Below are 13,814 nucleotides of genomic sequence, written 5' to 3'. Positions count from 1 at the left end.
CCCCAAAACATGGCACGGGCGTTATTGGTACAGTAAGTCTGGCGATAATTCAGCTAATTGATTCACCCCAAGCAAGGCCATAGTGTATTGCACTTCTTGCTTAAACAGACTTAAATAATCCACTAAACCTTGTTCACCTTTTGCTGCAACAGCCCATATCCAAGGACGTCCAATCATCGCGCCATTTGCTCCTAAGATAAGGGCTTTAACTAAATCAACTCCATTACGTACACCGCCATCCATGAGTATTTCAACGTCACCATTAATGGCTTTAGCAATACTGGGCAGCACTGAAATACTTGAAGGCGCAGAATCAAGCTGGCGAGCACCATGATTAGAAACCACAATAGCATCAGCGCCAATATCCACGCTGCGCTTAGCATCGTCGATATCAAGTACGCCTTTGATGATCAATTTGCCAGACCATTGCTGGCGTAACCACACTAAATCGTCCCAAGTCACGCTAGGGTCAAATTGTGCAGCGGCAAATTTGGCATAGTCAGAAAAGTCTGATGTGTTTTGTAAAATCTCACTCAAATTACCCAAAATGTGCGGTTTACCTTTTACCCCCACATCCATGACCCATGAAGGCCGCTGAGCAATTTGCCAAGCTCGGCTCATTTTTCCACGAGCAGTAGTGCTACTGAGGCTATTACGCGTGTCTCGATGACGCAGCCCCGGCATGGCAAGGTCAACGGTGAAAACTAACGTGTCGCAACCGGCCTTTTTAACCCGAGACAAAATAGACAGCACCGCATCACGATCTTTAAGCATATATAATTGAAACCAACAGGGACGAGAAGCGGCTTGATTAACCTCTTCTACAGGGCAAACTCCCATAGTGGAAAGCGTAAAAGGCACCCCAACTTGGCTAGCGGCTTTGGCTGCTTGAACCTCGCCACGTTGGCGCATCATGCCCGACATTCCAACAGGCGCTAAGGCCAGTGGCAATGCACAATCATGGCCCAACAAGGTTGTTGCCACATCAACATGACTGACATCTCGCATCACTTTTTGTCGAAGCTGTAGGCTATTGAAGTCACTACAGTTTCGTTCAAGTGTTAGCTCTGCATTCGCTCCACCATCAATATAGTCGAATAAAAACCGAGGCAGTTTTTGCTTCGCTAAATAGCGATAATCACTGGCGGTGGCAGGCTCACTAAATAGTGGTTTCATAAATAAGTTCATTTAAATCTCTTATTATTATTTTTATATCAAAAAAATATAACACACTGTATTAGCAGAGATTAGTGGCCTTTCCAGTTTTCACATATTGAACAATATTGCTAATAACACAGTGAGCCATTTCCATACGACACTCGGTTGTCGCACTGCCTATATGAGGCAATAAGGTAACATTCGATAACGCTTTCAATGCTTCCGGTACTGTAGGCTCATGCTCATATACATCTAAGCCCGCTGCGGCAATGGTGCCATTTTCAAGGGCTGAAATTAACGCCTGCTCATCCACCAACTCACCACGCCCTGTATTAATTAACACCGCAGACGGCTTCATTTTGGCTAAATTGTGCTGATTAATAATATGTTTAGTTTGCTCGCTAAGGGCACAATGCAAACTAACAATATCCGCTTGTTGCAGTAGCTCATCTACCGACTCAACAAATCTGGCATTTAACGCTTGTGCTTCAGGCTTTTGCCTTGGTCCGGTGTAAAAAATGTCCATACCAAAGCCTGCAGCACGTTTAGCCACAGCTTGACCAATGGCACCAAAACCAATAATGCCTAGGGTTTTGCCATGCACTCGATGGCTTAAAGTTGAAGATTGCCATTTATCTTGAAGTAACAGTTGCTGATTAACAAACAGTTGTCGGCAAGTGCTCAATAAAAGTGCCATGGTTAAATCTGCGGTATCTTCGGTTACCACAGGGGTATTAGAAACTTGAATGTTATGGGTATGCGCCGCCTCAACATCAATGTGGTCAAGCCCCACACCAACAGAAGCAATTAACCCCACTTTATCAGGTAAATTAGCAATAAACTCAGCCGAGATTTTCCCCATGGGCGTGGTGACAACAATGTCAGCATCTAAGTATCCGCTTGGATGTTCAGCAATCGATATAACCTCGCCAACTTGTTTTAATGCAGCAATAAAATTCGCAGGAAACGGTGACATTAACAACAACACAGGTTTACTCATACAACACCCCAAAATAAGTTATTTTTAGCTGATTATTTTTATTCATTTTTTATGGCTAATACTGATAACGTCACCCGTGTTAGCCCACTTCAACCTAGACAATTTACCGCTAAATAACTGCAACATTTATTACAATCAATACCACGAAATATAGGCCATTACAGCCAATAATCAGCAAAATACATTTAAGCTTGCCAAGTGTCACTTTTGTTGCAGATAAGTTTAGGCCAGCATGAAAGATTAACTACAACATAATAAGAATCAAAAGGTATTTCATGCGCAAATTACGTTCATCAAAAGTAACCGAAGGAAAAACAGCCTCTGCGGCTCGTTCATTATGGAAAGCCGGTGGCGTAAAAGACCAAGACTTTGGCAAGCCTGTTATTGCGGTGGCTAACTCATTTACCGAATTTGTTCCGGGTCACGTTCATCTACAAGAAGTTGGCCGATTAGTTTGTGATGCCATTTGGGAAGCAGGCGGGATTCCACGTGAATTCAATACCATCGCCATTGATGACGGCATTGCCATGGGACATGATGGCATGCTTTACAGTTTACCCAGCCGTGAAATTATTGCCGACAGCATTGAATATATGGTCAACGCCCATTGCGTTGACGCCATGATCTGTATTTCAAATTGCGACAAAATTACCCCCGGCATGTTAATGGCCGGTTTACGCCTGAATATTCCAGTGATATTTATTTCGGGTGGCCCAATGGAAGCCGGGCGAATTATCGACAAAGACCAAGTTCAGCGCTTCGACCCTATTGATACTTATATTGCCGCATTTGACTCAAACCACATGGCAGGAAACACCAAAAAGATTGAAGACAACGCCTGCCCAACCTGTGGGTCTTGCTCGGGTATGTTTACCGCTAACTCAATGAATTGTTTAGCTGAAGCTCTAGGCTTAGCGTTACCGGGGAACGGCACAATGCTGGCCACACATTTAGATCGTAAAGCGATGTTTAGTGATGCGGCAGCACGTATTGTTGGGCTAGCTAAAGAGTATTACCATAACGAAAATGACAGTGTATTACCGCGTAATATTGCCACTCGCTCCGCATTTATGAATGCCATGAAAGTGGATATAGCCATGGGTGGCTCAACTAATACTATCTTACATCTACTTGCGATGGCACAAGAGGGTGAAGTCGACTTTTCAATTGCTGATATTAATGAGCTTTCAAAGCAAATTCCGCATTTGTGTAAGGTGTCTCCGTCTACCCGTAATTATTATATGGAAGATGTACACCGTGCAGGCGGCATTATGGCCATTATGGGCGAACTTGACCGTGCAGGATTAATTGATACTCAAGTTCGCACCGTTAGTGGTACCTCATTAGAACAGCAATTGGCAAAATGGGACTACTTACGCAGTCACGACCCTGATGTACACCACTTTTTCTGTGCTGCCCCCGGTGGTAAAAAAACTATTCGAGCTTACAGCCAAGATCAACGCTGGAAAGAAATGGATATCGACCGCAAAAATGGCTGTATTCGTAGCTTTGAACACCCCTATAGCCAAGAAGGTGGCTTAGCGGTGTTATACGGTAATATTTCAGAAAATGGCTGTATCGTAAAAACCGCCGCCGTGTTTGAGCATATGCTGCAATTTACCGGCACAGCAAGAGTGTTTGACCAACAAGAAACCGCCTTAACCGCAATGGAAAATGGCGAAATTAAACCCAATACTGTTGTAATTATTCGTTACGAAGGCCCTAAAGGCGGCCCTGGCATGCAAGAAATGCTAAAACCAACCATGACACTAAAAGCCCAAAAACTCGACAGTAGTTGCGCATTAGTGACAGATGGTCGCTACTCAGGCGCCTCAGCCGGATTATCAATAGGACATGTCTCACCTGAAGCGGCTAACAAAGGGGCGTTAGCCTTAGTTGAAGACGGTGACACTATTGAAATTGATATTCCAGCACGCACAATCAACTTAGCTATCAGCGACGAAGCATTAGCCAAACGTCGCCAAATAATGGATGCCAAACCTGCTGACCAAGCATGGAAACCACAAGGTGAACGCACTCGCGTAGTCACTAAGGCACTTCAAGCTTACGCGCACTTTGCCACCAGCGCTGACAAAGGAGGCTACCGCGACTTATAACATTTTAAATGTGAGTTTGAAGTATGCAATCACTTCAAACTCACAACCTTAACTCCGTTTATCTCCACCCCCAAGTGACAGCGAATGGTCCCCAACCATTCGCTTTTTTTTACGCCTTTTTCGATACTTCTACACCGTTATTTTCTCGCCTTAGGTTGTCATACTTTAACCTATCAAAACCGTCAGCCGCTGACCGCCCAACGCCATCATCCTCTAACGCCCAACTCCGTCATCCTCTAACGCCCAACGCCATCATCCTCTAACTCCCAACGCCGTCATCCTCGAGATCTTTTATCGAGGATCTGCTTTAAACAAACAGCAGATTCCGGCCCACAAGCATCACCGGAATGACGATTTAATTAGCATCACCGGAATGACGATTTAATTAGCATCACCGGAACGACGATGTAACCAGCATCGTTGGAATGACGGTTTAATTGGCATCAGCCAAAAGAATCAGACTCTCGTCATCCTCTAACACCCAACGCCATCATCCTCTAACGCCCAACGCCGTCATCCTCGAGATCTTTTATCGAGGATCTGCTTTAAAACAAACAGCAGATTCCGGCCCACAAGCATCACCGGAATGACGATGTAACCAGCATCACCGGAATGACGATTTAACTAGCATCACCGGAACGACTATGTAACCAGCATCGCTGGAATGATGATGTAACTAGCGTCACTGGAGTTACGCTGTAAAGGGCATCAACACATAAAAAAGCGGTTTAGGAATTCACCTAAACCGCTTACAAAATATGACTAGTTATAAAAACTGACTAAGCACTCAACGTGTCTAACAACTGTTGGCGTTGCTGAGACACTTGCTCAATAGCGGCTAATTTAACATGGCCAAAGCCTCGAATCTCACTAGGGAGACTCAACAGTTTTTGTACAGAGTCCATATCAACAGTCCCTTTTGACATTAACAACATAACTTGTTGAATATCATCTTGATACTGCTTAATAAGTTGTCGCTCTAGTTTACGCTCTTCGGTATAACCAAATACATCAAACGCACTGCCTCGTAATGATTTAAAACCACTTAGCAGTTTAAAGGCGCTCATTAACCACGCACCATATTCTTTCTTCCGTGGCTTACCGGTATTCGGGTCAATTTTAGCGAGTAACGGTGGCGCTAAATTAAATTTAAGGGTGTAACCGGGCTCAAACTGCTCGGCTATTTGGCGTTTAAAGCTGTCACTACTGTGCAGACGTGCGACTTCGTATTCGTCTTTGTAAGCCATAAGTTTAGCCAAATTTTTTGCCGCCATTAACGTTAAATGCTGGCTATTACCATAACGTGTTTCAGCATCTCTAAGCTGGCTTATCAGCTGTTGATATTGCTGAGCATATGTTTCATTTTGATACTCTGTTAATAATGACGTCCGTTGGCTTATAACACTATCCAAAGACTCTGGTTGCTCAACTTGAACGGCGTTTACGGGTTTAATCGACTGCTGAATAACTTCTGGTTGCGAGGCATATAAACGCCCTAACGCAAAAGCATTTAAGTTGAATTTAATGGCGGTGCCATTCAAGGTAATCGCTTGTTCTACCGAGCTAACACTTAACGGTAATAAGCCTTTTTGCAGGGCAAAACCCACCATTAACATATTAGATGCAATGGTGTCACCTGTTAGGGTTAACGCCAGTGACGTTGCATCGAGTAAATGAGATTTCTCGGTAGCAACACGCTGCATCAGCTGTTCACGTATTAACTTATCTTGTACTTGATAGTCGCGGTTAAATTGATACGCAGAAGTGGGTGATACATCTCCATTACCCACTAAGGTAGTAGTGTGCTTGTCAAAAGTAACCCCTGCATCGCCCATTAATGAGGCCACAAGGTCAAAACCAAGCACTAAATCAGCTTCGCCTGCACCAATTTTGGCGGCGGCAATGTATTCCGATTTATTGGCAATTTTAAGATGAGAATAAACCGCGCCGTTTTTCTGGCTTAGGCCGGTCATATCGTAAATCGAGCAGTGTTTATTTTCTAAGTGGGCCGCCATACCAAGTACAGCACCTACTGTAATCACCCCTGTACCGCCAATGCCCGCAATCATGACTGACATCGCTCTATTATCACAAACCAATGGTTGTGGGGCTGGCAATGTAGTAAAGTGTTTATCTAACCCAGCTATACCTTGCGGCTTTTTCGGCTCAGCGCCTATCACACTCACAAATGACGGGCAAAAGCCTTTGGCGCATGAATAGTCTTTATTACAGCTTGATTGGTCAATTTGGCGTTTGGTGCCTAATGCCGTTGCTTTAGGTTGAATAGACACACAAGTGGACTGTACTGAGCAATCACCACAATTTTCACAAACGGCATCGTTAATAATCACTCTTTTGGCAGGGTTTTCCATTTCGCCACGTTTACGACGACGGCGCTTTTCAGCGGCACAGGTTTGTTCGTAAATAATCACCGTTGTACCGGCCATATCACGACACTGCTTTTGTACTGACTCTAACTCGTCGCGGTGATAAACCTTTACCTCATTAGGCAATGCTTTGGAGTCAATATGCCATTGAGGATTGTCACTTACCACAACGCACTGGGTAATTCCTTCTGCTAGCACTTGTTTTGCCATTTGCCCCACGGTAATGATGCCATCAATGGGCTGACCACCGGTCATCGCTACCGCGTCGTTATATAATATTTTGTAAGTGATATTCACTTTAGCGGCAACCGCTGCGCGTATGGCTAATAAACCTGAATGATAATAAGTGCCATCACCTAAGTTTTGGAACATATGCTCAGTGCCACTAAAGGGCGCAGCACCTACCCAATTTAAACCTTCGCCACCCATTTGCAGGGGCAGTAAGGTATCTTTACGATTCAAAATCGCCATGGTGTGACAACCAATACCGGCCATTGAAAAACTGCCTTCAGGCACTTTGGTTGAAGTGTTATGCGGGCAGCCAGAGCAGAAATAAGGCACGCGCATGGCTGCAGGCTGCACGGTGGCATTTTGGCTATTTAATGCTGAACTCGACACCAAACGCTGAAAGTTTGCCGTTAAGGTTTCATCCGCTAAATTCATCTCTTGCAGCGTGGCCATTAACACTTCAGCTATCATCATTGGCGTTAATTGCGCATCACTAGGCAACAACGGCTGCCCAGTGAGATCTTGCTTACCCAAGATAGCAGGGCGGTGCTCAAGGTTGTATAACAAGCCTCTTGCTTGAGGCTCAATCATGGCGGTTTTTTCTTCAACAAACAGTAATCGCTGCGCCCATGAAGCAAATTCGGTCATGCCACTAGGCTCTAACGGCCAAACACAGCCCACTTTATAAATCCCTATGCCTAGCTGCTGAGCTTGCTCAATCGTAAGGTCTAACAGTTGTAATGCCTGTAAGACGTCTTCATAAGACTTTCCTGCGGTAACAATACCCAATTGAGTAGCGGGCATGATGGTACGGTCGATTTGATTCGCTTTTACAAATTGATGCACTAATGGAATGCGCTGACGTTTGACCACCATTTCATTGGCTGCAGGAATAAATGCACCGCGGTTGATATTCACATTAGCGTCAGCTGGCTTTTCAGGGGCCTGCCAAGTAAAGCCTTCAATATCAACGTCAACCGTTTGGGTTTGCTCTACGGTTTCATTGACGGTTTTTAGCCCAGTCCATAAACCGGTATAGCGTGACATTTGCCACCCCAGCAAACCAAACTGAATAATTTCTTGTACATTGGCTGGATAAAGTACCGGCACACTTAATGACGATAATAACGGCTCACTTTGGTTAACGATGGTGGAAGACTTACCCGGATGGTCATCACCAAAAACCAGTAATACGCCGCCATTTTTATCAGTACCTGCACAATTTGCATGACGAATGGCATCGGCAGAACGGTCAACCCCAGGCGCCTTGCCATACCACATGGCAAACACTCCATCGACCTTAGGCTTTGGAAAAAATGATAACTGCTGTGTTCCCCAAACAGCCGTTGCGGCTAAGTCTTCATTAAGCCCCGGTTGAAAGGTCACTCCTGCTTGAGCTAAGCGACTTTTTTCGCGCCACAAGGTCATATCTAACATGCCTAACGGTGAGCCTCTGTAGCCGCTGATGTACCCCTGCGTATTAATGCCGTGCTTTTCGTCGAGTTCTTTTTGTAGAAAAGCAATACGGGCTAATGCTTGGGTACCATTAATAAAAACTCGCCCCTGCTTGAGTTCATATTTGTCATCAAGTGAAATCTGACGATTATCCATTACAGTCATTTGCCACACTCTCATATTATTAGAATTATCTGAGTTTACGGTGGCAAATATTGCAGGGGTTATCTGCAACATTTGTGTCAATAAGCCAGTTTTAACCGTCAAAATAAGCAGGGTTATCTTTACTTCAATAACTATTTTTTAATGCTGTAATGATAAATGTCACTCTGATCAAAAATCGCTTTTTAATTGGTCATTTTTCAGTAAAATGGACAAAATAATAAACACTATAAAAAATGTGGTAATACTATGTTGAAGATACCTGACCTGCATAATTGGCGCGCAAACCTTTCCCCTCAAGCCCTTGAGGATCTTCAAAAACAGCTTACCTTTAAAACCCTAAAAACGGATGAAGTGCTATACGCAGCAGGTGATATCTCAACTTACTGTTATCAAATTGAATCAGGCAGCATTCGTATTTGTAATTATCACTCAGAAGGTCGAGAGGTAATATTAGCCCATCTTTATGAGCAAGATTGTTTGGGCGATTTGGGTTTGTTATCTGACACTCCTCGCATAAACTTTGCCATTGCTGACACTGAAACCCGCGTAAATGTTATTAAACGTCAAGAATTGAAATCATTGTGCCAAAAACACCCTGAAATACTTTGGCACATGAATAAGCACCTTTCCTATCGCATGGAGTTGATGCTGAGCATTATTGAAGAAGCCTGTTTACTCCCCTTGTCTGACCGCATCATTAAAGTGTTGGTAAGATTAGGGTTAAGCAAAGGCGACATTGATAGCCAAGGCAATACGGTGATCTGTAATTTATCGCAAGAAAACTTAGGCCGCATGGTGGGCGCAACTCGCCAAAGTGTTGGCCGAGAGTTAAAACAAATGCAGGCTAATGGACTGATTATTATTGAATATAGCCGTTTTATTTTGCCTGATATTCAAAAGTTATGTCAGCTATACGATGACATTATCTCTCATAAAGCGATTGTGCCTGAATATAACCCTAAAGCGAGTTAAGCCAATTGGTTTTTGCTTCACCTATCTAGTTCGTTAAACTCGCTCATTAAAAAAGGGGTGATTAATATTCAATCATCCCTTTTTTGAACGACTTTGAGCCCCTGTGAACCTAGACGCAACAAAGTGGTGCATAACAGTTAAGGCTATTTATTTTTGGGTGGCCTGCTCAATTGATTCTTTTAACAACTTGTCTGACGCTTCCCGCTCTGCTTGGGCTTTTTTATCTGCATGCTCTTTTAAGCTTGCATCGACTTGTTTTTCACAAGACTGAGTATCTAATGTTCTATCTAACTCATTAGTATACCCATCCGTTCTAGCATCACAGGCCAGTTGCGCACAGCCACTTAAGCCGGTTAACACGACCATCATAATCATTGTTTTAATTTTCACTGGTTTATTCCTTGTTTTTAACCGAACTCATCATAAGCATGGCTTATTATCGACGACATTGAACATTTGGCCGACATATTAACTAAAATTAGCCAATAAAATAGTAGTTAGTTAACTTTTAACGCAGTAATAATAAATAATAATTTGTAATATTTACGGTAACTTAACAGACAACCCTGCGGCTGCGACAATAAACAAACTCGACAACCACAAACAGGCTTCAAGACCATATTGTTGATAAATAACCCCAGATAACACTGTGCCGATTAAGCGCCCCATTGCATTAGCCATGTAGTAAAAGCCCACATCTAATGACACACCATCATTACCTGCATAACTCACAATAAGATAACTGTGCAGTGACGAGTTAACCGCAAACACCGCACCAAATACCATTAAGCCAATAATAATTGCGTATTGAACGTGCCAGTCAAAATGCAGCGCCAACGCAATAGCGGCGGGAATAAGTAACAAATAACCCGCCCAGATAAATGCAGCCTTGCCTGTGGGCACTTTGCCTTGTTTCTTACCTGTTAAATAAGGGGCAAACGATTGCACAATGCCATATGCAATCACCCAGCAAGCCATAAAGCCCCCTACCCACCAGTGATTCCAGCCAAAGGTTGCCGCTAAAAATACTGGTAACGCCACCACAAACCACACATCTCTGGCACCAAATAAAAACATTCTGGCGGCTGACAACATGTTGATAGCAGGACTTTTTGAAAATATATCGGTAAATTTTGGTTTGGTTTTCGCTTTGCCTAAGTCAGCTTTTAAATTGAGCATACTCGCCAGCCACACCAGTACCAGCACGCTAGCCATTATGATCATAGCGCCACGAAATTCCGCTAAAGTCAGTAACACGCCACCTAAAAAGAAACCAACACCTTTTAAGGCATTTTTTGACCCCGTTAAAATAGCGACCCATTGATAAAGCTTGCCTTGGGCGTCATCTGGCACCAGCATTTTTATGGCACTTTTGGCGCTCATTTTATTGAGGTCTTTGGCAATACCTGACAACGCTTGTGCCACCATCACGTAAGCTACTGTCAACATCTCACTAGACACGGTTAACATGGCCAATGCGACTATTTGTAGCCCCAAGCCAATGTTCATGGTGTTATTTAGCCCCAGCCTTGCCCCTAGCCACCCTCCAACAAGGTTAGTGATCACCCCAAAAATTTCGTAAAACAAAAATAACATCGCAATACTAATCGGGCTGTAACCTAATTGATGAAAATACAGCACCACCAGCATACGTAGCGCACCATCGGTTAAGGTAAACGCCCAATAGTTACCTGTAATAATGAGGTATTGTTTCACTTGATCTGGTAAAGCAGCTAACGACAACTGGCCCATTGAAGACTATTCCTTATCAGCTAAGCCGACTTTACGTGCTAGCTCTGCAGTACGATTAGCATAGCCCCACTCATTGTCATACCACACATACAATTTCACTTGCGTGCCGTTAACCACCATGGTGGACAATGCATCAATAACGCTTGAGCGCGGGTCAGTTTTATAGTCAATCGACACTAATGGACGTTCTTCATAACCCATAATACCTGCTAACTCAGTTTCAGCAGCCTGCTTAAGCAACTGATTAACCTCTTCCACTGTGGTGTCACGATTAAGCTCAAAAACACAGTCAGTAATAGAGGCATTGGCTAACGGCACACGAATAGCATGACCATTTAAACGTCCCGCCAATTCAGGGAAAATATGGGTAATAGCGGTTGCTGAGCCTGTTGTGGTTGGAATAAGACTGATACCACATGCCCTAGCACGACGTAAATCTTGATGAGGCGCATCTAATATTGTTTGAGTATTAGTAATGTCATGAATCGTGGTCATTGAGCCATGTTTAATACCAATTTTTTCATGAATCACTTTCACAACCGGCGCTAAGCAGTTAGTGGTGCATGAGGCTGCGGTAACAATAGGATGAATGGCTTTATTATATAAATTGTCATTTACGCCCATCACAATATTAAGCACACCGTCTTCTTTAACCGGTGCTGTCACTACCACTCTTTTTACCCCTTGATCAAGGTAAGCTTTTAACAATGCTTTGGTTTTTATTTTGCCAGACGCCTCAATAACTACATCACATTTTGACCAGTCGGTATCTTGGGTAGCGATATTACGCGTGCAAGGGATCTGCTGGCCATTGATAACCATGTTATCACCTTGATGGGTGGCTTCATGATGCCAACGGCCATGCACAGAATCAAAAGTCATTAAATGCGCTAGGGTTGCTGCATCACCTGCTGGGTCGTTAATATGAACAATTTCAACATCTTCCCAATCAAATGCCGCACGCATTGATAAACGTCCCATACGGCCAAAGCCGTTAATGCCAATTTTAATCGTCATTGTTAATTCCTATAAAATATTAAACTGTAAAATCCATAAAATAATTAAGCTGTACTGGGTTAACTAAGGCTTTTGGGCGCATTTGCTGTACGGTTTCAATGACCTTTTCTGTCGGCCAGCCTAAGCTTTTAAGTATTAAGCCAATCACTAATCCTGTACGACCAGAGCCGCCTTTACAGTGCACGGCAATAGTGCCTTTGTTGGCTAGTAGTTCAATAATTTGCGCTTTATTGGCTGCCCACACTTTGGCAAACTCAGCCCCTGGTGCTGCGTCATCATCAATAGGCATTTGTAACCATTGAACTTGATTTTCTTGGCAGGTTTCAGGCAGTGTTTGTGCTTGGTTACGCTGCATTTCTTCTTCAAACATCAGGGTGATCAGCATATCTGTTCCGGCTGCTTTTAAGGTGGCAACAGAGCTAGGTAAGTCGGCAGACTTTGTGCCGGGACAAGGGGTAAAAATGAGCCCTGCACCATTATCTAGGGTTAATACACCATAAGGATGTGATGACATGTAAAACTCCAAATTAAATAAAAAATTAGCGATTAAACCAATGCTGAGTACGGTTAACAATGGCCACCAGCGACAGCATCACCGGCACCTCAACCAATACTCCCACTACCGTGGCAAGTGCAGCACCTGAATGAAGACCAAATAAAGAAATAGCCACTGCTACTGCGAGTTCAAAAAAGTTTGATGTCCCAATTAAACACGCTGGTGCAGCAATATTGTGGGCTAGCTTCAACCACTTAGCTCCAAGGTAAGCAATAATGAAAATGCCGTAGGTTTGAATAATTAACGGTATGGCAATTAAGCCTATGGTTTTAGGATCTGACACGATAACTTCAGCCTGAAAACCAAACAGCAATACCACGGTGGCCAGCAAGCCGACAATTGACCAAGGCTTTAAGGTTGCCAAAAACTGACTTATCCCTTCATTGCCATCACGCTGGTTCAGTAAATGGCGGGTAATAACCCCGGCAACCAACGGCAGCAATACATACAGCACCACTGAAATTAATAGGGTTTCCCAAGGTACGGTAATATCACTAACACCCAATAAAAATGCCGTAATAGGGGCAAAGGAAAAAATCATAATGACGTCGTTTACCGACACTTGCACTAAGGTGTAGTTAGGATCACCTTTGGTTAATTGCGACCACACAAAAACCATTGCGGTACAAGGAGCAACACCTAATAAAATCATCCCCGCGATATATTCTTGAGCCGATGCTGGGTCGACTAAATCAACAAATAGCACTTGGAAAAACAACCAACCTAACGCGGCCATAGTAAAGGGTTTAATTAACCAATTAATCACCAAGGTAAGCACTAGCCCCTTGGGGTTTTTACCCACATCTTTAATTGATGAAAAATCAATTTGTACCATCATTGGGTAAATCATGACCCAAATAAACACCGCAACCACTAAATTAACGTGGGCAACTTCAAGGTGGGCAATAGTTTGAAACGCATCAGGCTGCCATAACCCCAGCAACACGCCAGCCAACATACCTAAGCCAACCCATAATGATAAGTAACGTTCAAAAATACCCATGTTC

The 13,814-nt window shown here is 43.6% G+C and carries 10 protein-coding genes; 2 read left to right on the top strand and 8 right to left on the bottom strand.

The genetic code is table 11. The features are described from left to right. Positions 1 to 21 precede the first annotated feature (21 nt). Positions 22 to 1,188: an L-lactate dehydrogenase gene (locus L2672_RS08400; protein WP_248995393.1), complete on the bottom strand. Its 1,167-nt coding sequence runs from the start codon at positions 1,186 to 1,188 to the stop codon at positions 22 to 24. Between the two features lie 49 nt (positions 1,189 to 1,237). Then, a complete protein-coding gene (locus L2672_RS08395; protein WP_248995392.1) occupies positions 1,238 to 2,158 on the bottom strand; it encodes a 2-hydroxyacid dehydrogenase in 921 nt (306 codons plus the stop codon). Between the two features lie 275 nt (positions 2,159 to 2,433). On the opposite strand from L2672_RS08395, the gene ilvD reads away from it, so the two are divergent. Then, positions 2,434 to 4,275, top strand: coding sequence for a dihydroxy-acid dehydratase (gene ilvD, locus L2672_RS08390; RefSeq protein WP_248995391.1), 1,842 nt, complete (start codon positions 2,434 to 2,436; stop codon positions 4,273 to 4,275). A 779-nt stretch (positions 4,276 to 5,054) separates the two neighbouring features. Here the strand turns inward: ilvD and L2672_RS08385 are convergent. Next, the gene (locus L2672_RS08385; protein ID WP_248995390.1) at positions 5,055 to 8,582 is read right to left on the bottom strand and encodes an indolepyruvate ferredoxin oxidoreductase family protein; all 3,528 of its coding nucleotides are present in this window, start codon (positions 8,580 to 8,582) and stop codon (positions 5,055 to 5,057) included. Positions 8,583 to 8,756: 174 nt separating this feature from the next. Here L2672_RS08385 and L2672_RS08380 point away from each other — a divergent pair, with 174 nt between their 5' ends. Beyond that, positions 8,757 to 9,482, top strand: coding sequence for a Crp/Fnr family transcriptional regulator (locus tag L2672_RS08380; RefSeq protein WP_248995389.1), 726 nt, complete (start codon positions 8,757 to 8,759; stop codon positions 9,480 to 9,482). Positions 9,483 to 9,629: 147 nt separating this feature from the next. Here the strand turns inward: L2672_RS08380 and L2672_RS08375 are convergent, their stop codons facing one another. The 5 genes from L2672_RS08375 to arsB all read right to left on the bottom strand — a co-directional run bounded on the left by L2672_RS08375 (position 9,630) and on the right by arsB (position 13,810). Further along, on the bottom strand, positions 9,630 to 9,872 hold the full coding sequence (locus L2672_RS08375) for a hypothetical protein (protein WP_248995388.1): 243 nt from the start codon (positions 9,870 to 9,872) through the stop codon (positions 9,630 to 9,632). Between the two features lie 153 nt (positions 9,873 to 10,025). Beyond that, positions 10,026 to 11,234, bottom strand: a complete 1,209-nt coding sequence (gene arsJ / locus L2672_RS08370; protein WP_248995387.1) for an organoarsenical effux MFS transporter ArsJ — start codon at positions 11,232 to 11,234, stop codon at positions 10,026 to 10,028. 6 nt (positions 11,235 to 11,240) lie between these two features. Next, the gene (locus tag L2672_RS08365) at positions 11,241 to 12,251 is read right to left on the bottom strand and encodes an ArsJ-associated glyceraldehyde-3-phosphate dehydrogenase (RefSeq protein WP_248995386.1); all 1,011 of its coding nucleotides are present in this window, start codon (positions 12,249 to 12,251) and stop codon (positions 11,241 to 11,243) included. A 19-nt stretch (positions 12,252 to 12,270) separates the two neighbouring features. Then, positions 12,271 to 12,765 (bottom strand): phosphatase domain-containing protein, encoded by a 495-nt coding sequence (locus tag L2672_RS08360; RefSeq protein WP_248995385.1) that lies wholly within the window; start codon positions 12,763 to 12,765, stop codon positions 12,271 to 12,273. Positions 12,766 to 12,790: 25 nt separating this feature from the next. Continuing rightward, positions 12,791 to 13,810: an ACR3 family arsenite efflux transporter gene (arsB, locus tag L2672_RS08355; RefSeq protein ID WP_248995384.1), complete on the bottom strand. Its 1,020-nt coding sequence runs from the start codon at positions 13,808 to 13,810 to the stop codon at positions 12,791 to 12,793. Positions 13,811 to 13,814 lie beyond the last annotated feature (4 nt).

It is taken from the genome of Shewanella gaetbuli, from assembly GCF_023284065.1.
Lineage (GTDB): Bacteria > Pseudomonadota > Gammaproteobacteria > Enterobacterales > Shewanellaceae > Shewanella > Shewanella gaetbuli.
The sequence above is the reverse complement of the archived record's forward strand: the minus strand, read 5'-3'. Positions and strand labels throughout refer to the sequence as shown.

Coding starts and splice junctions, on each gene's coding strand:
- L2672_RS08365 (WP_248995386.1), bottom strand. CDS start 12,251: ATGACGATTAAAATTGGCATTAACGGCTTTGGCCGTATGGGACGTTTA.
- L2672_RS08395 (WP_248995392.1), bottom strand. CDS start 2,158: ATGAGTAAACCTGTGTTGTTGTTAATGTCACCGTTTCCTGCGAATTTT.
- ilvD (WP_248995391.1), top strand. CDS start 2,434: ATGCGCAAATTACGTTCATCAAAAGTAACCGAAGGAAAAACAGCCTCT.
- L2672_RS08360 (WP_248995385.1), bottom strand. CDS start 12,765: ATGTCATCACATCCTTATGGTGTATTAACCCTAGATAATGGTGCAGGG.
- L2672_RS08380 (WP_248995389.1), top strand. CDS start 8,757: ATGTTGAAGATACCTGACCTGCATAATTGGCGCGCAAACCTTTCCCCT.
- L2672_RS08385 (WP_248995390.1), bottom strand. CDS start 8,582: ATGTTGCAGATAACCCCTGCAATATTTGCCACCGTAAACTCAGATAAT.
- L2672_RS08400 (WP_248995393.1), bottom strand. CDS start 1,188: ATGAACTTATTTATGAAACCACTATTTAGTGAGCCTGCCACCGCCAGT.
- arsB (WP_248995384.1), bottom strand. CDS start 13,810: ATGGGTATTTTTGAACGTTACTTATCATTATGGGTTGGCTTAGGTATG.
- arsJ (WP_248995387.1), bottom strand. CDS start 11,234: ATGGGCCAGTTGTCGTTAGCTGCTTTACCAGATCAAGTGAAACAATAC.